At 39.4% G+C, this 22,897-nt stretch carries 23 protein-coding genes; 12 read left to right on the top strand and 11 right to left on the bottom strand.

Annotated features, from left to right (window positions below; translation table 11 throughout):
* Window positions 1–520: 520 nt before the first annotated feature.
* From GO593_RS06325 to GO593_RS06315, 3 genes are all read right to left on the bottom strand, one after another.
* Window positions 521–1,642, bottom strand: coding sequence for a 5-(carboxyamino)imidazole ribonucleotide synthase (locus GO593_RS06325; protein WP_000361782.1), 1,122 nt, complete (start codon window positions 1,640–1,642; stop codon window positions 521–523).
* A 9-nt stretch (window positions 1,643–1,651) separates the two neighbouring features.
* Entirely contained in the window at window positions 1,652–2,164 is a 513-nt protein-coding gene (purE, locus tag GO593_RS06320; RefSeq protein ID WP_000994663.1) for a 5-(carboxyamino)imidazole ribonucleotide mutase, read from the bottom strand.
* 183 nt (window positions 2,165–2,347) lie between these two features.
* The gene (locus GO593_RS06315; RefSeq protein ID WP_085943970.1) at window positions 2,348–2,710 is read right to left on the bottom strand and encodes a DMT family protein; all 363 of its coding nucleotides are present in this window, start codon (window positions 2,708–2,710) and stop codon (window positions 2,348–2,350) included.
* A 241-nt stretch (window positions 2,711–2,951) separates the two neighbouring features.
* Here GO593_RS06315 and mpl point away from each other — a divergent pair, with 241 nt between their 5' ends.
* Complete coding sequence (gene mpl, locus GO593_RS06310) at window positions 2,952–4,325, top strand: UDP-N-acetylmuramate:L-alanyl-gamma-D-glutamyl-meso-diaminopimelate ligase (protein ID WP_000550103.1); 1,374 nt, start codon at window positions 2,952–2,954, stop codon at window positions 4,323–4,325.
* A 69-nt stretch (window positions 4,326–4,394) separates the two neighbouring features.
* Here mpl and GO593_RS06305 read toward each other — a convergent pair whose 3' ends face one another.
* Window positions 4,395–5,645 (bottom strand): low temperature requirement protein A, encoded by a 1,251-nt coding sequence (locus GO593_RS06305; RefSeq protein ID WP_001266010.1) that lies wholly within the window; start codon window positions 5,643–5,645, stop codon window positions 4,395–4,397.
* A 135-nt stretch (window positions 5,646–5,780) separates the two neighbouring features.
* Between GO593_RS06305 and GO593_RS06300 the strand changes: the two genes are divergently transcribed.
* From GO593_RS06300 to GO593_RS06265, 8 genes are all read left to right on the top strand, one after another.
* A complete protein-coding gene (locus GO593_RS06300) occupies window positions 5,781–6,377 on the top strand; it encodes a phosphatase PAP2 family protein (RefSeq protein ID WP_000051341.1) in 597 nt (198 codons plus the stop codon).
* A gap of 318 nt (window positions 6,378–6,695) precedes the next feature.
* Window positions 6,696–7,652 carry a TerC family protein gene (locus tag GO593_RS06295; protein ID WP_000447698.1) on the top strand — a complete coding sequence of 319 codons (957 nt, stop codon included), beginning with the start codon at window positions 6,696–6,698 and terminating at the stop codon, window positions 7,650–7,652.
* Between the two features lie 188 nt (window positions 7,653–7,840).
* On the top strand, window positions 7,841–8,206 hold the full coding sequence (locus GO593_RS06290; RefSeq protein WP_001256724.1) for a hypothetical protein: 366 nt from the start codon (window positions 7,841–7,843) through the stop codon (window positions 8,204–8,206).
* A gap of 21 nt (window positions 8,207–8,227) precedes the next feature.
* On the top strand, window positions 8,228–9,388 hold the full coding sequence (locus GO593_RS06285; RefSeq protein ID WP_000823197.1) for a glutathionylspermidine synthase family protein: 1,161 nt from the start codon (window positions 8,228–8,230) through the stop codon (window positions 9,386–9,388).
* 290 nt (window positions 9,389–9,678) lie between these two features.
* The gene (locus GO593_RS06280) at window positions 9,679–10,734 is read left to right on the top strand and encodes an aromatic ring-hydroxylating oxygenase subunit alpha (RefSeq protein WP_000991558.1); all 1,056 of its coding nucleotides are present in this window, start codon (window positions 9,679–9,681) and stop codon (window positions 10,732–10,734) included.
* Window positions 10,735–10,790: 56 nt separating this feature from the next.
* Complete coding sequence (gene guaD, locus GO593_RS06275) at window positions 10,791–12,116, top strand: guanine deaminase (RefSeq protein ID WP_000052283.1); 1,326 nt, start codon at window positions 10,791–10,793, stop codon at window positions 12,114–12,116.
* Between the two features lie 214 nt (window positions 12,117–12,330).
* Window positions 12,331–12,858, top strand: coding sequence for a hypoxanthine phosphoribosyltransferase (gene hpt / locus GO593_RS06270; RefSeq protein ID WP_000214980.1), 528 nt, complete (start codon window positions 12,331–12,333; stop codon window positions 12,856–12,858).
* 172 nt (window positions 12,859–13,030) lie between these two features.
* Window positions 13,031–13,282, top strand: coding sequence for a GlsB/YeaQ/YmgE family stress response membrane protein (locus GO593_RS06265; protein WP_000269732.1), 252 nt, complete (start codon window positions 13,031–13,033; stop codon window positions 13,280–13,282).
* 53 nt (window positions 13,283–13,335) lie between these two features.
* Here the strand turns inward: GO593_RS06265 and GO593_RS06260 are convergent, their stop codons facing one another.
* Window positions 13,336–14,034 carry a DsbC family protein gene (locus GO593_RS06260; protein WP_000592161.1) on the bottom strand — a complete coding sequence of 233 codons (699 nt, stop codon included), beginning with the start codon at window positions 14,032–14,034 and terminating at the stop codon, window positions 13,336–13,338.
* 95 nt (window positions 14,035–14,129) lie between these two features.
* Complete coding sequence (gene dmeF / locus GO593_RS06255; RefSeq protein WP_001154496.1) at window positions 14,130–15,104, bottom strand: CDF family Co(II)/Ni(II) efflux transporter DmeF; 975 nt, start codon at window positions 15,102–15,104, stop codon at window positions 14,130–14,132.
* Window positions 15,105–15,161: 57 nt separating this feature from the next.
* Between dmeF and GO593_RS06250 the strand changes: the two genes are divergently transcribed.
* Window positions 15,162–15,425 carry a metal/formaldehyde-sensitive transcriptional repressor gene (locus GO593_RS06250; protein WP_000018128.1) on the top strand — a complete coding sequence of 88 codons (264 nt, stop codon included), beginning with the start codon at window positions 15,162–15,164 and terminating at the stop codon, window positions 15,423–15,425.
* Window positions 15,426–15,471: 46 nt separating this feature from the next.
* Here the strand turns inward: GO593_RS06250 and mnmE are convergent, their stop codons facing one another.
* From mnmE to rpmH, 5 genes are all read right to left on the bottom strand, one after another.
* Window positions 15,472–16,827, bottom strand: coding sequence for a tRNA uridine-5-carboxymethylaminomethyl(34) synthesis GTPase MnmE (gene mnmE, locus GO593_RS06245; protein ID WP_000556120.1), 1,356 nt, complete (start codon window positions 16,825–16,827; stop codon window positions 15,472–15,474).
* A gap of 90 nt (window positions 16,828–16,917) precedes the next feature.
* Window positions 16,918–18,678, bottom strand: coding sequence for a membrane protein insertase YidC (yidC, locus tag GO593_RS06240; RefSeq protein ID WP_001188089.1), 1,761 nt, complete (start codon window positions 18,676–18,678; stop codon window positions 16,918–16,920).
* Window positions 18,679–18,683: 5 nt separating this feature from the next.
* Window positions 18,684–19,004, bottom strand: coding sequence for a membrane protein insertion efficiency factor YidD (yidD, locus tag GO593_RS06235; protein WP_000251652.1), 321 nt, complete (start codon window positions 19,002–19,004; stop codon window positions 18,684–18,686).
* Between the two features lie 10 nt (window positions 19,005–19,014).
* A complete protein-coding gene (rnpA, locus tag GO593_RS06230) occupies window positions 19,015–19,407 on the bottom strand; it encodes a ribonuclease P protein component (protein WP_001240375.1) in 393 nt (130 codons plus the stop codon).
* A 29-nt stretch (window positions 19,408–19,436) separates the two neighbouring features.
* On the bottom strand, window positions 19,437–19,571 hold the full coding sequence (gene rpmH, locus GO593_RS06225) for a 50S ribosomal protein L34 (RefSeq protein WP_000831329.1): 135 nt from the start codon (window positions 19,569–19,571) through the stop codon (window positions 19,437–19,439).
* Between the two features lie 670 nt (window positions 19,572–20,241).
* Here rpmH and dnaA point away from each other — a divergent pair.
* Both dnaA and dnaN read left to right on the top strand, forming a co-directional pair.
* On the top strand, window positions 20,242–21,639 hold the full coding sequence (dnaA, locus tag GO593_RS06220; protein ID WP_000964768.1) for a chromosomal replication initiator protein DnaA: 1,398 nt from the start codon (window positions 20,242–20,244) through the stop codon (window positions 21,637–21,639).
* A 97-nt stretch (window positions 21,640–21,736) separates the two neighbouring features.
* A complete protein-coding gene (gene dnaN / locus GO593_RS06215) occupies window positions 21,737–22,885 on the top strand; it encodes a DNA polymerase III subunit beta (RefSeq protein ID WP_001237350.1) in 1,149 nt (382 codons plus the stop codon).
* The last annotated feature ends 12 nt before the right edge of the window (window positions 22,886–22,897 follow it).

Raw genomic sequence — 22,897 nt, 5'->3', positions numbered from 1 at the left:
CAAGATGAATTAATTTTTAAATTCAAAATCCGCCCTCTAATTTAAATTCAAAAACTTCATTTTAAATTTAAAAATCCAAGCCCCATCCACTTGTGGATAACTTATAAAACCACACACCTAAAGCACCTTACACACTATATTCTTTATGCTTTTCATAACTCTTGTGAAGTACAAACCCTTGGCTACTCATGAATATACGTTTTAAATTTAAAAGTCAGGCGCAGTTTTGAATTCAAAATATCATTCAGACGACATACATCTTTTTAAATTCAAAACAAACACAAGCTGGAGTACCAGATTTAAATTCAAACTTTAAGTATTGGGGATAACTTATTTTAAATTCAAAAACTCTCAAAACAACTTATTTCATTTTTAAATTCAAAATTATGGCCTATATTTAAATTCAAAAGCTCAACAAAAGTTATCCACAGTGAGCAAATAACAGGTTTTTAATATTTTTTTAAATTTAAAAGACAAAAAAAAGCGATCCGAAGATCGCTTTTTAGAAAATTTAACTTATTTAAATGATCATATCATCTGTTAAAGCGAGTGGTTCTGGCAAAATTTTCGCTAACTGACGGCATAAATTCGTCAATTCATTACTATCCACAGGCATTAACGTAATGTGGCCTAACTTACGGCCAGCACGTTCCGATTTGTTATAAAGGTGCAGATGAGCGCCATTTAGTGCCAAAACATCTTCAGTTTTAGGATGCTGACCAATAATATTGATCATAACCGTTGGTCGAACAACGTCTGTTGACCCCAATGGTAGTCCTGCAACAGCTCGAATATGGTTTTCAAACTGTGAACATACGGCACCTTCAATTGACCAGTGACCTGAGTTATGCACACGTGGTGCCATCTCATTTGCACACAAGCCTTGTTCTGTCACAAATAGCTCGAGAGTTAGCACACCGACATAGTTGAGATGATTTAACAAACGCGTAATGTAGTCTTGAGCAACAGGTTGTAGAGCTTCACTATTCGGTGCAGGTATGATTGAGTGCGACAAAATACCGTTGTGATGGTGGTTTTCAGCCAATGGCCAGGTCTTCACTTCACCATTTTGACCACGTACTGCAATAATCGAAACTTCGCGAGAAAATTTCACAAAACTTTCAGCCACTAAGCTTTTTGCAGGACCAAGCTCTGCCCAAGCTGTATCAATTTGGTCTTCAGAACGAAGTACAAACTGACCTTTACCGTCATACCCGCCAGTTGCAGTCTTAAGTACAATTGGTAAACCAAGCTCAGCAACAGCTTTTTTCAAGCTTTCTAGGCTATCTACAGCACGATACGGCGCAACAGGAATCGCAAGTTCATCAAACAATGCTTTTTCTGACAAACGATTTTGCGCAGTTGCTAAAGCAATACGGGGAGGGTGCAGTGTTTTAGTTTGTGTTAACACATCTACATCTGCAACAGGTGTATTTTCAAACTCAAGACTGAAAACATCAGCGCTTTCAATAAACTGCTTTAAACCTTGTTCATCTTGACTAGAAAAAACTTGGCCTAAAACACCTGCTGGACAATCTGTATTTGCTTCAAAAAAAGTACATTGAATATTTAATGGTAAAGCTGCTTGCGCCATCATACGGCCCAATTGCCCACCACCAAAAATACCGATAGTTTTATCCATTTCAGCCTCTTAAACCTGTCCCGGAATATTGTTGCTTGCAACTTTATCAGTTTGTGCAGCACGGAAATCTGCAACATTTTTTGCGATTTCAGGACGAGTTAAACCTAAGATTTGAGCAGCCATAATCGCAGCATTGGTCGCACCAGCCGGACCAATTGCCAAAGTACCTACAGCGATACCTGCTGGCATTTGTACAATTGAAAGTAATGAATCTACGCCATTTAAAATTGATGATTTAACTGGTACACCCAACACAGGTAAATCAGTTTTTGCCGCACACATACCTGGTAAATGCGCAGCTCCACCAGCGCCTGCAATAATCACTTGAATACCACGATCACGCGCAGTTTCTGCATATTCAAACAAACGGTCCGGAGTACGGTGAGCAGATACCACTTCCGCTTCAAATGGGACACCAAGTTGTTTAAGCATATTGGCAGTATGTTCAAGCGTTGCCCAATCGGACTGGGAACCCATGATAATTCCGACTAAAGGTTGGGTATCTGTTGCGACCGCGTTCATTGGCATTTCCAAAGCGTAAAAATGGTAAAAACTCGACTTGTACCAAGCCAAGCATGAGAGAAAAAGATGAGGCCAATATTATAGCTGTTTTTTCACTCACCCCAAAGCCCAAGTTTATGTGGAAAAAGCATGATTCCGATGGATTTAACAACGATCTGTCTGAAAACCCAATTTCAGATAATTTTACTGGCTTCTAAATACAAAATAGACACAACCAAACAGGCATAACATAGCCCAAACATAGTCTAGCTTGAACGGCTGCTTAAATAGCAACACCATAAATGGAACAAATACAATAAGCGTGACAACTTCTTGGGTAATTTTCATTTCACCCAAAGTCCAACCTTGGTCACTCAAGAGTCGAGTTGCCGGAATCATAAAACTATATTCGAGCAGGGCAATAGCCCAACCGAATAAAATCGCTTGCCAGAATGGTGCGTGGTGCAAAAACTTAAGATGCCCATACCATGCAAGTGTCATAAAACAGTTAGAAATAATTAACAGAACGAAAGCTAAAACCGTTGGGCTCAAAGGCACATCCTTCATCATCACGATGATGTAAGTATTAATATGGATCGAAAATATTATAAAAGATAAAACTGTAATTCAGCTTAAATCTAAAAAATAAAGCTGTACTTTTATGAACGCCTCAAACACATAGAACAACAACGAATTTTGACTATCTTTTCCAGTTGAGCCTTGCTATCGTTGCTGGCAAATTTATCAATAATGAAAACACAGTAATTCACATTAATACTGTGTACAAAAGCAGTGGAGAAGGCGAGCAATGCATCTGCATATCTTGGGTATTTGTGGCACTTTTATGGGCTCTTTAGCACTTTTAGCTCGTGATTTAGGACATAAGGTAACAGGTTCCGATTCAAACGTTTACCCGCCAATGTCTACCCAGTTAGAAAATGCAGGTATTGAACTCATGCAGGGCTATGACCGTAGCCATTTACAGCCTCATCCGGACTTGGTTATTGTCGGCAATGCCATGAAACGTGGTATAGATGCTGTCGAATACATGCTAAATGAAGGTCTGCCATATATTTCTGGTCCACAGTTCCTTGCTGATCACGTTTTACAAGGTAAACATGTGCTTGGTGTGGCGGGTACTCACGGGAAAACAACTACGACAACCATGCTCGCTTGGGTACTTGATCAGGCGGGTTTAAACCCAGGCTTTTTAATTGGCGGTGTTCCACTTGGTTTTAGTGAAAGCGCTCGTTTAGGCGGTGGCAAATACTTTGTGGTTGAAGCCGACGAATATGACTCAGCTTTCTTCGATAAACGTTCTAAGTTTGTTCATTATCATCCAAAAACGGCGATTTTAAATAACCTTGAATTTGACCATGCCGATATTTTTGATGACCTAGCAGCGATTCAAAAGCAATTCCATCATCTGGTTCGTACTATTCCAAGTGAAGGCCGTATTATTGCGCCAATTACTGAAACACATATTGATGAAGTACTTGAAATGGGTTGCTGGACACCAGTGATTCGTACAAGTTTAGAAGCAAATGAAAAAGCGGCTTTGTCTGCCGAATTAATTTCAATTGATGGCAGCCATTTTAAAGTACTCGAAAATGGCAATGTTGTTGGCGAAGTAAAATGGAGCATGACAGGGCAGCATAGCGTAGCGAATGCATTGGCAACGATTGCAGCCGCTCAGCATGTGGGCGTTTCGCTTGAAAAGGCATGTGAAGCTTTGTCTAACTTTGGCGGTGTAAAACGCCGTATGGAGTTACTCGGCACGATCAATGGTATTGAGGTTTATGATGACTTCGCTCACCATCCAACAGCAATCGACACGACTTTAGATGGCGCACGTAAACGTTTAGGCGAACGTCGTTTATGGGCCATTATTGAGCCACGTTCAAATACCATGCGCATGGGTAGCCATAAAGATGGCTTAGCACATTCTGCTCGTTTAGCAGACGAAGTGATTTGGTATCAGCCAGAAGGCCTAGATTGGGATTTACAACCTGTGATTGAAGCTGCGACTAACCATGCCCAAGTCAGCCGTTCACTTGATGAAATTATTGACCGTATTGTCAATGAAGCAGGTGAGGGTGATGCCGTTGTAATTATGTCGAATGGTGGTTTTGGTGGCTTACATCAAAAACTTATGAGCGCATTAAAAGCAAAAGCTGCTTAACTTGCGCTCCAGATGATTCAATAAAAAACGGGTTTCAAATTGAAACCCGTTTTTTAGTTTAATTATTTTTTAAACCTGTTTTGGCTCTATATTTTCCATAAATTTATTCGAGATGAATAAACGTAACGTATAGACAATACCCATCGCAAACACGCTATATCCCACGTTATTACAAATAAACGGAATACATAAAATAATGAGTGCAGTAATAGGATAAAACCATTTAGTAATTCCAGATAAGCACTGAAACTCGTAAAGTATCCATATGCAGCTGGTATAAAGCACCACACTCACCGCGACAATTACACCCATGTATAAATCAGAAATATGGGCATGGTGGGTGGTAACATCCACAGCAGCAGCAAGGGCAGCACCTACGGCAGCAACACTCACAAAAACAAAATAATGGCCATATCCCCAAACAAACGGACGTACACCTTTAATATGATGATGCTGTTCACTACGGTCAAAGTAAGCCCACCACATTGCAAACATCAACATTAATCCGCCAATCATTAAAAAAACAGCCGGAATATTAATAGATTGAGCCGCAAGCGCATCACGAATGGCATTAAAGCTACCTACGATGGATTCCCCTAAAACGATAATAGTAAGAAGGGCATAGCGCTCTACAATATGATGAGGATGCCACGGCGTAGGAGAATATTTTTCTGCATAGATAGGAACAAATAACTCGACCACAACCAGAAGTAAAAATAAAGGAATTGAAAGAGCATGAGCAAAGTTAGCAACAAGCCAACCAATTTGTACCAATACGATACCTACGGCATAACGATACGCCGTAATTCGCCGTTCAGGGTCATGTTTTGCGGCTCTTAGCCACTGGGTGACTAAAGCCAAACGCATAATCACATAGCCGACAATAATGATGTCAAAATCCTGACTATGGAACACATCAGGAATACCTGCGGCCATGACCAATGATCCTACAATCTGTACAAAGGTAAGACACCGATACAATGCATCGTCATTATCGTAAGCCGAAGCAAACCATGAAAAATTCATCCATGCCCACCACAGCGCAAAAAATACCATCAGGTAACTTGGTAATGCATGCCATAGATGATTTTCAATAATTGCATGATGTAGCTGCTGACCAGCTGTTGCAATCGCGACTACAAAAATTAAATCGAATAATAATTCGAGGGGAGTTGCTGCTCTATGCGGCTGTTCTGGATCTCTTGGAGATAGGGGCCTCAAACTTAATTTTTTCTGTTTTTCTTGAGTAGTCATAAAATAACGTTCTCGAATAAAGTGCCAACACGTTAACACTTTAATATTAACGCCCCGAACACGCATTAAAAATTATCTAGCTTTACTGTCTATTATTTACTCACAAATAAACTATATTTCATTTTTGTGACAATTCTTTATCAAGACCTTAAGCTTAATTCTTTATCATAGCTCACGTTTTTGTTCTTGTTTGGAATATGAATGTCTTTAGAAACACTCAACCTTAGCTTATTCCATGTCATTAATGGGGCTCAGGATGCGAGTCAATTTATCATTCGTCTTGCTATCTTTTTTGCTAATGATCTCCTCTATATTCTTTTATTCATACTTACATTTTTATGGTTTTATGGCGATCAAGATTTAAAAAATAGGGTCATTAAATCTGTCTTTCTAACCTGTGTATCGCTTTTAGTCGGTTACGTTATTTCTCTGTTTTACCATCACCCAAGACCGTTTGTGATGGGTGTGGGCACCACCTTTCTTGAACATGCGCCAACAGCGTCTTTTCCAAGTAATCATATGCTAATTTTTAGCACCATTGCCCTGTCTTATTTATTTGCTCAGCGCAAAATGATTGGAATTATTCTTTTATTTTTGTCATTTGTGGTGGCGTGGTCACGTATTTATTTAGGTGTGCATTTCCCTTTAGATATGTTGGGTGCTTTTATTGTCGCGTTACTGGTCAACACAGCCGGTTATTACTTCTGGAATGTTTATGGTACGCCTTTAACAGCATTCTTTATTCACCTTTACCAGATTATATGCAAACCGCTTTTAGACCGTGGTTTGATTAAATAACCTCTAGAGCTTTTATGTAGTAAAACCACCACATGAAGTTCAGTTGCGTAATACAAAAAAATCTGCCATTCTATGTGGACTTGGATATGTTTTATCCAAAACAGAATTTAGTTTGACAAGGGGAGTAGCCTCCTCCAAACATAACAGCAATGTTATGTGTCAGATATCGTCAATACACTTTTATTAAAAAGTCGGTATCTGAGCATCGTGAAATTCATGGTGTAGGCAAGACCTTGATCATGTTGATACAGATGTTTAATTCATCTGGCAACTGGTCGAGGTTTTTTTATGCCCAATTGCCGGATGTATGGAGGATTTATGGAAACAATCGGCAATTTATGGCTGTACGTAGCATTCTTTGGCATAGTCATTGTGATGCTTCTGATTGACTTCTTGGGCTTTAAGCAAAAACAAGGTCAAGATGTTTCAATTAAGCAAGCTGCTTACTGGAGCGTGGCGTGGGTAAGCGTTGCAGCTTTATTTGGTGGTGGTTTATGGCTTTACCTACAACAAACAGTTGGGGTGACCTTAGCAAACCAAAAAACCATGGAATACTTTGCAGGTTACTTACTCGAAAAGTCCCTCGCAATTGACAACGTTTTCGTCTGGTTAATGATTTTCGCAGCGTTTGCTATACCGGCTGCGCTACAACGTAAAATTTTGCTCTACGGCGTATTGGGCGCAATCGTATTGCGTACCCTCTTTATTTTTATTGGTGCATGGTTCGTTCAAGAGTTTTCTTGGGTACTTTATATCTTCGGCGCGTTCTTGGTATATACAGGTTTTAAGTTCTTAAAAGGCCAAGAAGAAGAAACCAATATTGAAGATATCAAGCTTTTAAAATGGTTACGTAACCATATGCGTATTACACCGCAGCTTGAAGGTGACAAGTTCTTTGTACGCCAAAACGGTTTATTATGGGCAACACCGTTATTTCTAGTTTTGATTTTGGTTGAAGCTTCAGACGTGATTTTCGCAGTAGATTCTATTCCTGCTATTTTCGCGGTAACTAGCGACCCGTTTATTGTTTTAACGGCGAACTTAATGGCAATTTTAGGTTTACGCGCAATGTTCTTTTTACTTGCTGGCGCTGCGACTAAATTGCATTACTTGCCATACGGCTTAGGCATTATCTTATTGTTCATTGGTGCAAAAATGTTGTTGCTTGATGTATTCCACATGCCAATCTGGATCTCATTAAGCTTTATCGTCATAGTGTTAGCAATCACTGCTTACCTCTCTTTACGACACAACAAAAAGCAATTGCAGTCTTAGTTCATCACAACAAGGCATCTACATGTAAGATGCCTTGTTATCTAAATCTTCAAAAGAGACTGTACTTTAAAAAAACAGGTTAATATCATATGCCAACCTAAAATTTATCTTTCCTAATCAGAAACATAATAGATAACAGCTAATCGGTATTTTATGCCGAACATACTTATTAAAATGTGTGGAGTCTCATGCGTTCTAAAAAAATTAATCTTGTCGTTGTCCCGTTATTACTCACGGCATGTAGCCATAATGATGGTCCTTTGGTACAAGACGTATATAACAACCAATATGACTGTGCTCGCGACTGGAATAATGAAACATGTAAACAAGAAAATAGCTCAAGTGGACATGGGTCTAGCTATGTTGGAAGCCGCTATTTAGGGCCTGCGTATTATCAAAATAATCGGGAAGTTTCTTTTCACGGAAATACCTTACATCCTTACAGCAATTTGAGTGTAGGTCGCCCCATTATCTCAAGTACGGCGAAAAGCGCGTCTTCTTCATCCCCAATACGTGGGGGGTTTGGTCGTAGTGGTTTCTCTTTCGGCGGCTAAGTCTTTAGGCATTCACTTAATATGAAAAGAAAAATATTTACTCCACGTCCAGACTGGCAAGTGGAGCATCAAAATATTGGTTTTGATTATTTTAATTTACCTTCTCTCGATGGCTCAATTTACTGGTCTGAAGGGGTTGCGTATGAGTTTACCCTTAAACAGATTGAACAACTCGAAGATGCGGCAAATGAACTGCATCAGATGTGTTTATCGGTAGTAGGAGACCTCATTCAACGAGGAAACTATCCTGCTTACTTTCAAATTCCAGAAACAGCCATAAACCATATTGAACATTCATGGAAACAAAATGCTCCCATGCTGTATGGCCGCTTTGATTTCGCTTACGAGGGGCGAAATATCAAAATGCTGGAATATAACGCCGACACACCGACTGGCTTACTTGAAGCTTCTGTCGCGCAGTGGCTGTGGATAGAACAAGTCTCGGGCATTGCAAACCGAGACCAGTTTAATAGCATTCATGAAGACCTGATTAAACGCTGGAAAACAATTTTACCGCGTGGTAGCCATGTACATTTTGCTGCCTGTCAGGAGGCTGGAAGGGAAGACTGGGGTAATTTAGAGTATTTGATGGATACCGCTTACCAAGCTCATCTACAAGTTTCCGAGCTTTCTATGGAGAACATAGGCTGGAACGGGCAAGATTTTGTTGATCTCCATAATCAGCCCATTCAGAACATATTTAAACTCTATCCATGGGAATGGATCTGGGAAGAAGCATTTTCTCAATATATCCACCCACAAACACAGTGGATTGAACCTTGCTGGAAAATGTTACTTTCAAATAAAGCGATTCTGGTTGAGCTTTGGAAGCGTTATCCCAATCATCCATTATTGGTTGAAACCCATACCTATGACCCGCAACAAGCTTTGTCCGGTAAATGGGTGAAAAAGCCGATTTTAGCAAGGGAAGGGGCCAATATTCGGGTTTTACAAGACGGCCATGACCAAGGCGCGGCTTCTGGTAGCTTTTATTTTGATGACTATGACAAATATGGTTATGTCGTACAGAAATGGGTAGACACCCCATTATTTTCAGGACAACTACCTACTCTTGGTTTATGGATGGTTGCACATCAATGTGCAGGCATGTCTATTCGTGAAGATTGTTATGACATCATTGGTAATGATGCCCACTTTGCAGCACATTATTTTGTCGAGTAATAAGCGAATAGAGATTTAAAAAAGCACTGTTTAGGTGCTTTTTTATTGTGCCTCCGACGCAGTCAATCAGTGCATTTTAAATATATAGCGAAGAATCAATGTTCGCTTTTAAAGCTAAATTAGAACAAAAATTCAAAAATATAATGATTTAACTCTATGTATTTTAAATTTTTTATTCTGGTTTACTTTATTAAAATTCAATATTGGCAAGCTCTTTGCATCTCCTAAAAAGAAAAAAGCCTAGATTTTAAGGGCTCGCGAGAGCCCTGATTTTTTTAAGGAGTGATGCCATGAATGCGATTCCAACTTTAACTCCCCTTGCCATGCCGTGTAACAGCAGTTTTGAAGCAAAAGATTGGGAAATTCTATCTACTCACTGGTATCCCGTCGCACGTATTCAAGATGTCTCTAATGCGCCTCAAAGAGTCACACTACTAGACGTCAATATGGCACTCTACAAGACAGAAAGTGGCGAAATTCATCTGGTCCGAGACATTTGCCCACATCGTGGCGTGCCTTTAACCAAAGGTTGGGTCGATGGTGAGGAGATTGTGTGTCCTTATCATGGTTTACGCTATAACGCTGAAGGGAAATGTACCCAAATACCAGCTCAGCCCGAGTTAACCAAAATTTCTGATCGTTTTTCTCTGACCAAATTTCCGGTTGTGCAAAGATACGGCCTCATTTGGACCAGTATTCATGGTCGTGATGTTACTCAAGCCAATATTCCTGTGTTAGATACTTGGGATGATGCAGAACATCAAGCGATTTTGCCACCTTTTGTAGATATTGGTGGTTCTAGTGGTCGTCAGCTTGAAGGGTTTATTGATGTCGCTCATTTTGCATGGGTGCATCACAACGCCTTTGCGAATCGTGATAATCCCATCGTCCCTAAATATCACACTGAACGTACCAACTATGGCTTAAAAACGGTCTATATCAGCAATGTCAGTAATTATCCGCATGAACTGAAACATCTCGAACCAGAAGGCTTTTTGTGGAAGCGTACCTTTGAGGTTTATCCACCATTTTCTGCCGTACTTACTGTCGATTTTCCAGAAGGTGGGATCTTAAAAATTTTAAATGCTTGTTGTCCTATCTCAAGTAATAAAACCCGCTTATTTGTTCCACTCACCCGTAACTTTGACCAAACAGGTGATTTAGAAAAGGTATATGCATTTAATGCGCAAATTTTTGCCGAAGACCAAGACATGGTCGAATCACAAAAACCAGAAGAACTGCCGCTTGATCTAATGATGGAAGCACATTTTGAAGCAGACCGTTCATCAACGACTTATCGAAGGATTTTGGCTGAATGGGGACTAAGTAAACGTTATACCGTTTAAATCTTGGCTAACTGGGGTACAATCAATCGAAAAAAGTGAAAATATATAGGCTTTCCATGTCATTGATCGCAAATACCACCGTTGTGCGTGGTCGTTTTTTAGATATTCAACAAACTGTCTCTGAGCCAACTGATATTCCAAATCAAATACGTTATTTGGAAGATGGTGTATTGATTAGTGAACATGGAAAGATCAAATGGTTTAGTGCATGGGAAAATGCTCAACAGCATCTACCTGCTGGAGTTGAGGTTCAACATTATCCAGAACAATTGATTGTACCCGGCTTTATTGATACCCATATTCACTTTCCGCAAACCGAAATGGTGGGAGCTTACGGCGAGCAACTTTTAAGCTGGCTTAATACTTATACTTTCCCAACTGAAATCCAGTTTCAAGACAAAACATATGCAAACGAAATTGCCCAGTTCTTTGTTCAGGAACTCTTAAAACACGGTACAACCACGGCCCTCGTTTTCTGTACAGTTCATCCCGAATCTGTGGATGCCTTATTTGAAGCCGCAGAGCGCGTTCAGATGCGTTTAATTGCCGGCAAGGTACTTATGGACCGTAATGCGCCTGAAGCGTTGTGTGACACGCCAGAAACGGCTTACAGCGACACTAAAGCGCTCATTGAAAAATGGCATGGTAAAGGCCGTGCTCTGTATGCAATTACGCCACGATTTGCGCCGACTTCTACGCCTGAGCAATTAGAAAGAGCAGGGCAGTTAAAACAAGAATTTCCGGATGTGTATGTCCATACGCATTTAAGTGAAAACAAAGATGAAATTGCTTGGGTGAAATCTTTATTCCCGGAACAAGCGGGCTATCTAGATGTTTATCAACATTATGGTCTGACTGGTAAGCGTTCTGTGTTTGCGCATTGCGTTCACTTAGAAGATGAAGAATGGCAATGTATGCATGATACACAATCGGCTATCGCATTTTGCCCAACTTCAAACCTGTTCTTAGGCAGTGGTTTATTTCCATTGAAAAAAACTTGGGAAAAACAAGTGAAAGTAGGCTTAGGGACAGATATTGGGGCTGGCACATCGTTTAGCTTACTGCAAACTGTTAACGAGGCTTATAAGGTTCAGCAGTTACAAGGTGATAAACTCTCAGCTTATGAAGCGCTTTATCATGCAACCCTAGGCGGAGCAAAAGCACTCGATTTGCAGGATCAGTTAGGCAACTTCAACGTCGGTAAAGAAGCAGACTTTGTGGTACTAAACTTAAAGCCAACAGCATTACAGGAACTTCGCCAGTCTAAATCTAAATCTGTTGAAGATTCACTGTTTGCATTATTCACTTTAGGTGATGACCGTAATATTGAGGCGACTTATATTTATGGAAACCGTGCTTATCAAAAAGAAACAGCCAAATAAAAAAGGTATTGTTAAGTTTTTGTTATTATTTGGAATATGTGCTATTGCGTTAAAGCGTGATCGACATATTCCGCAAAATGATAAAATTTCACAGCCATCAAAGGGTGCATGAAACGTCATTTTGCTTTAAAATTTTACCATTAACTCAGATTTTCGAGGTGTTGCTGGTCAACACCTTTTTTATTTTTTCTTTTATATCTTGTAGGAATCTGCCATGACTGTTGCAATGAGCATCATGATTTCAACCGAAGAAATTCAAGCAAAAGTCAAAGAGCTCGGCGAGCAAATCAATTCTCACTATGCAAATAGTGACAAAGAATTGGTTCTGATTGGTCTACTTCGTGGTTCTGTTATTTTCATGGCAGACTTATGCCGTACGATTACCAAACCACATGAACTCGACTTTATGACAGTGTCTAGCTATGGCGGCGGTACCACTTCAAGTCGAGACGTTAAAATCTTAAAAGATCTTGATGGTGAAATTCGTGGTAAAGACGTGCTTGTGGTTGAAGATATTATTGACTCAGGCAACACCTTAAGCAAAGTCGTGGAAATGTTGCAAACTCGCGAACCAAATTCGATTCAATTGTGCACATTAGTGAGTAAACCATCTCGCCGTGAAATTGATTTAGAAGTTAAATTTTTAGGTTTTGAAGTTGAAGATAAATTTATTGTTGGTTATGGCTTAGACTACGATCAGAAATATCGTCACTTACCATTTATTGGTGAGATTGGCCTATAAATTTTATAAAAATGGCACCGTAAGGTGCTATTTTTTTATATAAAGGCTGAGCTTTGAACAAAAAAGACACAAAAAGTCGCAATCTGCTACAGACAAAACAGATCCCTCTACCGCACGATAGAATATGAAGCAAAATCATTAACTTCATCAAAAAAACAACTGGAGAACAAATATGTGGTCACTTATTGTTGCTATTGTGGTTGGTTTCTTCGCTGGCTTAATCGCTCGAGCTTTACACCCAGGTGATGATAAAGCAGGTTTTATTGTTACTACTTTAATTGGTATTGCAGGTTCACTTCTAGCCACTTATGGCGGTCGCTTACTTGGTCTTTATGGAGAAAATTCAGCGGCAGGCTTTATTGCTTCTGTCATTGGTGCAGTCATTATTCTCTTTATCTATAACCTAATTGCACGAAAAAGCTAAGTAGTAAATTTAATTTAAAAAAAAGCACCGAAAGGTGCTTTTTTTAAGTCATTTTATAAACCTAACTCTTTCCAAACTGCCTGAATTTCTTCAGCAGAGCGCGCTCCGACGAGTTTAAATCCGTTAGCAAAAATGAGAGTAGGTGTGCCATTAAAACCTAATTTTTTCCCTAATTCCAAGTTGCGGTCAATCGGGTTTGTACAGCTCGCAACCGTTGGTTTAACACCTTGCTCAATTAATTTTTTCCATGAATATGATTGATTCGGTGCACACCAAACTTGTCTAGAAACCACAATAGACTGAGGTTTTAAAGGATAGATAAAAGTGTAAATAGTGACATCTTTAAGCTTGTCGAGTTCAGGTTCAAGCTGCTTACAATAAGGGCAATTTGGATCAGAAAATACTGCTAAAACATGCTGACCATTACCTTTGACTGTTTTAATGGCATCTTTTAAAGGCAACTGTTTCCAATCAATTGAGTTCTGCCCTAAAACCAGATCTTTAGTTAAGTTCTTCTGGTCTTTTAACCGAATCATAGAGCCTACAAACATGTGCTGCCCATCTTCACCAAGATAAATAATTTGCTGGTCCAGATTAGCACTATATAGCCCAGGCATTTCGGTTTTCTGAATATTACTAATTTTCAAATTAGGATATTGTTTTTTAATATTTTCCCGAACAGTATCTACATTAGCGAAACTCAAACTTGTAGTTAAACTAAATAACGCCAATATTCCTAATTTTTTAATCATAAAACCGACTCGGAGGCAGGAGAGAAGAACATTTTAATCAGTTCCGTTAGTGAAAACAGAACTGATTACCGAGTTATAACCAAACTTCTACTCAGTTACGCCAATGTTTCACGTGGAACATAAACAGGTTTTAAGGTATTAATTTCTACTGAAATATGCACAATTTCATCATGAATCGATAAAGCATCACGAATCTGGTCTGCATTTAAAGAGATATCATCAGTTTCAAGTGCCAAAATACAAGAAAATTTACCTTTTGCGACTTTCCAGACATGAATATCTGTAATTTCCGCATGTTTCGGAAATTCAGCTATTACTTCCCGAATTTCATCAACTACAGGATGGTCCATTTCAGCATCTAGAAGAGTTTTTCCTGTCTCTTTCATTAAGCCAAAAGACCACTTTGCAACTAAAATAGCACCTAAAATTCCTAAAAGTGCATCTAAAAAATCCCATCCAAAATATTTACCTGCGAAAAGCGCTACAATTGCAAAAACAGAAGTCACTGCATCTGCAACCACATGTAAAAACGCAGCTTTTTGGTTTAAATCATGGTGTTGATGCCCATGGCCATGCTCGTGATGGTGATGGTGATGGTGATGGTGATGGTGATGGTGACCATCATCATGAAGTAACCAGGCACAAATCAAGTTAATAACCAAACCTAAAATTGCAATTGGAATAGCTTCATTATAAAAAATTTCAACCGGGTTAAATAAACGTTGAATTGACTGAAAAGCCATAAAAATAGCCACAACCATCAACAAAATTGCGCTGCTATAGCCGGCTAAAATCTCAATTTTCCAAGTTCCAAAGCTAAAACGATGATCATTGGAATAATGACGGGCTGCACGATAGGCAAAGTAGGCTAAACCAAGGGCCAACATATGTGAACTCATATGCCAACCGTCGGCCAATAGTGCCATTGAATTGAAGAACCACCCACCAAATACTTCCAGTACCATCATGGACGCCGTTAAAATGGTTGCAATCAAAATACGTTTTTGTGCAAGTGGATTTCCTTCATCAAACTGATGTTGATGATGACGTGATACACTATAATCCTGCATAAAATTTAAACCCAATATACTCCCTACCAGTATATTAAATTGTACAAGAGAAAACAGATGAGTCACATTGGTCAGGATAAAAAAATTGTTAATCGTGTAAAACGACTAAAAGGGCAAATCAACAGCATAGAAAATGCGATAGAACAACCAGAATCTTCATGTATAGATATTTTGCAGCAAGTTGCAGCCATAAAAGGTGCAATAAACGGTTTGATGAGTGAATTAATGGAACAGCACTTACATCATCACGTACTTAAAGGCGCAGAAGTCGATCAAAATGAGTTAGATGAATTTTTAAAAGTTTTAAAGAGATACGGCTGAGAAAAGTACTGGATGACATAGCACTCTACATCATCCAGTTTTTTTATTATTTTCCGATACAGAACGAACCAAAGATTTTGCCTAATAGGTCATCGGCACTAAAGTCACCCGTAATTTCACCTAAAGCATTTTGAGCAAGACGTAGTGATTCAGCAACGAGTTCACCAGCGTTAAATACAACAAGTTGCTCACGTGCCTCTGCCAAATAGAGCTGAGTGCGCTTCATTGCGTCTAAATGACGTGTTCTCGCAATAAATGTATCTTCCTCAGGGTGAAAGCCTGCATGCGCTGTAATCGCATCTACGAGGCCTTGTACGCCCATCTCTTGTTTTGCTGAAACTGTGATATGACGGAACCCTTGATAATCGCTTATTTCGGCTGATTGACCAGTTAAATCACATTTATTGCCAATTAACATGAGACGACGCGGTTCAATATGTTCGGCAAAGTATTCTTGAGCCAGTTTTAAAGGATCATCGCCTTGATTTAAATCGTAGACCAATAACAACAAATCGGCCTGCTCAATTTCTTTGATTGCACGTCGAATGCCTTCTTTCTCGACTACATCTCCCGTTTCACGAAGACCCGCAGTATCCGTTAAGGTGATTGGTAAACCATTTAAGCTAATTTTTTCATGTAAAACATCACGAGTTGTGCCAGCAATATCAGTCACAATTGCACGCTCAACACCAGCAAGTGCATTCAACAAGCTCGACTTACCTGCATTTGGTTTACCCGCAATAACAACCTGTAGACCTTCACGGAGTAATTGCCCTTGTCGTGCAGAGGTTTGAACAGCATGTACAGACTGCTGAACGTCTTCAAGTAAAGCTAAAATTTTGCCATCAGCCAAAAAATCAATTTCTTCTTCTGGAAAATCAATCGCAGCTTCTACGTGCAGACGTAAATGAATCAGTTTTTCTAAAACTGTATTAATTTTTGTTGAAAAAGCGCCTTGTAAAGAACGGACTGCCGAACGAGCCGCAGCTTGAGAGGTCGCATCAATCAAATCGGCAATTGCTTCAGCTTGTACCAAGTCCATTTTGCCATTTTCAAAAGCTCGCATGGAGAATTCCCCAGCTTTTGCAGCAATTGCCCCAAGCTCAAATAAACGGCCAAGTAAGGCATTTTGAATGACAGGGCCACCGTGGCCTTGAAGTTCTACAACATCTTCACCGGTAAAAGAATGTGGATTTGGAAAGCACAAGACAATGCCTTCATCCATAATACTTCCATCAGCATCATAAAACTTACGGAAACCCGCCATCCGAGCTTCAGGTAAGTTTTTTTGCGTCAGTTTTTGAGCAATATCATAAGCCTTAGGTCCCGATAAGCGAATCACGCCCACTCCACCACGCCCTGGTGGCGTTGCAATTGCGGCAATTGTGGTTTGACTATGCATATTATTCACCTAAAAACCTAAAATACAGCCAAAGAAAAATCCGCCTAAGATTACCATCTTAAGCGGATTGATTCAGCAAAAGTTCAAGGATTAAGATGCCGATTCAGCTTTACTGATACGACTTTTCTCAACGCTCTTGTTAATAAACCATTGCTGTAAGATTGTAATACTGTTGTTCACAATCCAGTACAACACAAGACCCGCAGGGAAGAACAACATAAATACCGTAAACATAATCGGCATAATGCGGAATACTTTCGCTTGCATTGGATCAGCTGGTTGCGGGTTCAACATTTGCTGAGCAAACATTGTCGCACCCATAATTAATGGCAAGATGAACCATGGGTCCATCGCAGACAAGTCTTGAATCCAGCCTAACCACGGTGCATGACGTAATTCCACACTTTCCATGAGTACCCAGTACAAAGCAAGGAAAATTGGCATTTGTAGCAATAACGGTAAACAACCAGAAAGCGGGTTAACCTGTTCACGTTTGTAAAGCGCCATCATTTCTTGCGAGAAGCGCATACGGTCTTCACCGAATTCTTCTTTCATGCGTTGCATTTCTGGTGCAATCACACGCATTTTCGCCATAGAACGATAACTTTTTGAAGATAAAGGCCATAAAATCATCTTCACCATAATGGTAAGTAAGATAATTGACCATCCCCAGTTGCCTACAATGCTATGGAAGAATTGAAGACCTAGGAACAATAACTTCGCAATTGGCCATAACCAACCATAGTCAACAGTCTGGTTTAAACCTACCGCTAAATCTTTTAATTCAGATTGTACTTTTGGACCTGAATAAAGCTTCGCATCGACTTCCATCGAAGTACCCGCCGGAACATTAATTACTGGCGAAGTAAAGCCAATAATATTCATATGATCCGCAGACTGACGAGATTCAAGTTTAGCGACATAAGGCTGACCATTTGCTTGAGTCAGTTTAAGGTTTCCTGGAATCCAAGCACTTACAAAGTAGTGCTGAACCATTGCAACCCAACCGCCTTTAGCTTCGGTATTGAGTTTTTCTTCAGAGAAATTCGCAAACTTAAGTTTGTTGTAGTGAGCATCTGGGGTACCCCATGCACCACCTAAGAACGTACCTAAAGTGAAAATACCCTGAGAAGACTTACCTGGATCTTCCGAATTATCACGTTTCAACTGTCCAAACATCTGACCTTGCCAGTTTTGTTGGCTACGGTTAACAACTTGATGTTTGACAACAATTGGATATTGACCTTGAGTAAATGTAAAAGTTTTAATAATTTCAACGCCTTCTGGTGTCTTAAACACCATAGGAACTGTTAAAACTTTCTCAGAATGTCCACTTTGATCTTGTACCCCTTTAGCATCAGCTAAAGTATATGATGTTTTTTCAACAGCATATAATGGGCGACCACCACGACTGCTATCTGGTCCATTCAAACCAATTAAGCCAGACTGAGCAACATAAGTACGCTTGGCATCATTTTCAAGCATAACAAATGGTTGATTACTGTCTTTGCTCTTGTCGTGAGAGAGTAATTCAATACGAACAATATCACCACCTTTTGGATTGATCCAAAGATGATAAAGGTCAGTTTGTACTGAAATAAGCTGTTGATTCACAGGTGCAGTTGCATCTGTGGTTTGTGACTGCGCAATATTTGCTTGTGGCACATCGGAAGCCACTGTTGCAGTTTTAGCATTTGGCAAATCAGCAGATACTTCATGTGAACTTACAGCCGCCGCTTGTTGTTGCGGTGCAGTTGCAGCATTTCCATAATCTTTTTGCCAAGCCAAAATGAGCAAATATGCGGTGACAAACATGGCCCCGAGAATTGCAAACCTGGCCCATTGTTGCATATCTATTACCCCAAATGGTTAGAGAGATTTTGCTTCATTAAACGATCACGAAAGGGTACAGCAACATGATGCGTTTGAGAATCTATTTGATGAAACGAAATAAAACGAATTGCTTTAGGCGGTACCGGATCGTATCCAGAGCCTCCCCACGGATGACAACGACAAATACGTTTAGAAGATAACCAAACGCCTTTGATTGCACCATGAGTTTGTAATGCTTCTAGCGCATATTGGGAACAAGTTGGGATATAACGACAACGGGGTCCAAGAAGCGGACTAATCGCAATTTGATACAGTCGAATGAACCAACGCAAAATACGAACCATTGGTCATCTCTTAATTCTGCGAGGTTGGGACAACTTTAAAATGTTTTTTCGCTAAGCGTTGTAATTTTTGCCAAGCAAAATCTAATTGTTGATATAGCTCAGCATTCGTAATCGTTTCTATACCAACTTTAGGCATCACAACAACATCTATGTCTGACCCAAATTTCGGCTGATGTAGACGAAAGCTCTCACGAGCAAGACGTTTTATTCGATTTCTTTCATGCGCACGACGCACTTTTTTCTTAGCAACAACAATACCCAAACGGCTGTTAGGCTGTTCGGTTAATTTTGCAAGAAATAAAAAATGGGGTTGATGCACTTTAAAAAGCGCACCATCAAATACACTTTTATAATCTGCAGCACAGCGTATACGAAGATCTGTGCTAAAACTGTAAAGTGCCATCACACCCAAGTCTGGTCAGCGTAACAGTATTAAACAGTTAAGCTATGACGACCTTTTGCACGACGACGAGCTAATACTTGACGACCAGCTTTAGTTGCCATACGAGCACGGAAACCATGAACGCGTTTACGCTTTAATTCAGATGGTTGGAAAGTACGTTTCATATCGAAACTCCCAAAAATGATCTTTCTATAAAGGTCCGCGATTTTATTGTGCAATGTTTACGCTGTCAATGAAAAACCGTGAAAGTTTTGTATTTAAGTCAAATTTTTAACTTTTTATCTTCTCTTTATATTTAGCCTATTTTTCTTATTTAAAAGTTATGCACAAAGTAATTGTTTATTTTTATTAAGACTTTTAAGATATACACTTCTTATTTACATACTTATCAACAAACCTTGATGTGAAGTTGGTTTTGATTTGGTATATTTGAATTTAAATTCATATTTTTTAGTTATCCACAATTTGGATCAGCCCTATTAAATAAATTCAAATTTTAAAATTTAAATTTATTCTTATTAGTGTGGACTTTTCTTGTGGATTTCACAGTTTTAAATTTAAAAAACATATATTTGAACTGTTGATAACTCTGTTTTTATTGTCTTTATGGATTGTGGATAAGTTAATGTGATAATTTATCCACAGGATGTGCAAAAAGTTATTCACAATTGATTTTGAATTTAAATTTATTCACAAGAGATTTCTTTTTAGGCAAAATCAAACGAAATCGTCATGACAGATGTGGATAACTTGGGTAGAATGGCGACCCCTTCTCATCAGGAAGGGTTAATCTTTAAATGATTTGAATTTAAAACGCAGACATAGGGGATACACATGCTTTGGACAGACTGCTTAACTCGCTTGCGACAAGAGCTCTCTGATAACGTCTTTGCGATGTGGATTCGCCCTTTAGTAGCTGAAGAAGTAGAGGGGATACTACGTCTCTATGCTCCTAATCCTTATTGGACGCGTTATATTCAAGAGAATCATTTAGAGTTAATTTCTATATTGGCTGAACAATTGTCAGAAGGGCGGGTGCGTCAGGTTGAAATCTTGGTAGATTCTCGTCCTGGTAGTATTTTGTCCTCTAGTGAACAGCCTGCAACAACTACAGCAGCTTTACAAACTGCCCCTATACCTCAACCTGCTAAGGTTAAAAGAGAACCGGAACCTGTTGCTAATACTGCAGTTAGTTCTAAGAGTTCAAAAAAGAAACTATTAAATCCACAATTTACTTTTTCACTATTTGTTGAAGGCCGTTCTAACCAAATGGCAGCAGAAACCTGTAGAAAAGTATTAACACAGTTAGGTGCTTCTCAACATAACCCTTTGTTTTTATATGGCCCGACAGGTCTAGGTAAGACTCACTTAATGCAAGCAGTTGGTAATGCCTTACTGCAAGCGAAGCCGAATGCAAGAGTCATGTATATGACTTCAGAAAGTTTTGTACAAGATTTTGTGAGCTCATTACAAAAAGGAAAGGTTGAAGAGTTTAAGAAAAATTGTCGTTCTTTAGACTTGTTATTAGTAGATGATATTCATCTTTTGGCAGGGAAAGAAGCAAGTCTTGTTGAATTTTTCTATACATTTAATGCCTTACTTGATGAATCTAAACAAATTATTTTAACGTCAGATCGATATCCTAAAGAATTAACAGAACTTGATCCTCGTTTGGTTTCTCGTTTTTCCTGGGGGCTATCAGTAGGTGTTGAACCACCTGATATTGAAACTCGAATCGAAATTCTGCTTAAAAAAGCTGAAAATAGTGGCGTTGATTTACCTAGAAACTGTGCGTTGTTTATTGCCCAACAAGTCGTAGCGAACGTACGTGAACTTGAGGGTGCACTGAATAAAGTTGTCGCAATTTCACGTTTTAAAGGTGCTCCAATTGATCTTGATGTCGTACGGGAATCTTTAAAAGATGTTTTAGCGATCCGTGCTCGTACAATTAGTGTAGAAAATATCCAGCGTGTAGTGAGTGAATATTTCCGAATTCCATTAAAAGAGCTGGTAGGTCCAAAGCGTACCCGAATTTATGCTCGACCACGTCAGTTGGCGATGGGGCTTGCCCGTGAATTAACGGGGGATAGTTTTCCTGAAATTGGAATGGCTTTTGGTGGGCGTGATCACAGTACAGTGATGCATGCTTGTGAAAAAGTCGTCAGTTTACGGGAAGAAGACCCAATCTTTGATGAAGATTATAAGAACTTATTACGTTTGCTTCAAAGTTAATGAAATAATAAGACGTTGTTGCAAAGTCTACGTAAGTGCAGCATAGTACACAGCTAAAAAATGAAATGTTTGCTCCAAGTTGCTAGAGGAATGAATCGTGCGTTTGAAAATCGCTAAAGAAAGTTTACTCAATGTTTTATCGCATGTGGTCGGTGCGGTAGAACGTCGTCATACCTTGAATATTCTTTCAAACGTCAAAATTCAGACTAATGCTCAAGCGCTCACTATTACGGGTTCCGATTTAGAAGTTGAACTCGTAGCGAGCACCGCTTTATCAGAAGGGGCGTGCCTTGAGGCAGGCGAGACAACTGTTCCTGCTCGTAAATTGATGGAAATTTGTAAATCTTTGCCTACAGCTGCATTGATTGATTTACAAATTACTGAAGATCAAAGATGTATTTTAAAGTCTGGTAATAGCCGTTTTGTGCTAGGTACACTACCGGCTGAAGATTATCCATTGTTAACCACTGAGAATAGCCAAGGTACGCAAGTACAGGTGACTCAACGTGAATTAAAGCGTTTATTTGAAAAAACTGCTTTTGCAATGGCTGTACAAGACGTACGTTTTTACCTCACTGGTACTTTATTAGAAATTGATGAAAATCAATTGCGTGCAGTAACAACTGATGGTCACCGTTTAGCACTTTGTGAAATTTTGGCTTCCTCTACTTCATCTCAGTTGGTACAAGCGATTGTGCCTCGTAAAGCTGTGGGTGAATTACAACGTTTACTCAGCATTGAAGATGAACAACTCACATTGCTTATTGGACGTGAATTATTAAATGTAACGATTAATACGCCAAGCCGTGATAAAGAACAAGGTGATATTACAGTTCGTTTTACAACTAAATTGATTGATGGGAAATTCCCTGATTATCGCCGTGTTATTCCACGTGGTGGTGATAAACATGTTTTGATTGGTCATGACGTATTTAAACAATCATTACAACGTGTAGCAATTTTAAGTAATGAAAAATTGCGTGGTGTTTTCCTAAACTTCAATCAGGATTCTTTACAGCTTCGTGCAAATAACCCTGAACAAGATGAAGCAATTGAAGATTTAGCGATCCAATATCAAAGTGCCCCATTAGAAATGTCATTTAATGCTCAATACCTACTCGATGTGTTGGGTGTATTAGATGGTGATGATGTAAATATGAGCATGACTGAGGCGAATCAGTCTGTATTGGTTCAAGATCCGGCTCATCCTGACCAGACCTATGTAGTTATGCCGATGCGTGTTTAATCTGGTTTAACT

This window comes from Acinetobacter baumannii, assembly GCF_009759685.1.
Classification (GTDB): domain Bacteria; phylum Pseudomonadota; class Gammaproteobacteria; order Pseudomonadales; family Moraxellaceae; genus Acinetobacter; species Acinetobacter baumannii.
Note: the sequence above shows the minus strand (reverse complement) of the source record. Positions and strands in the feature narration are given on the sequence as shown.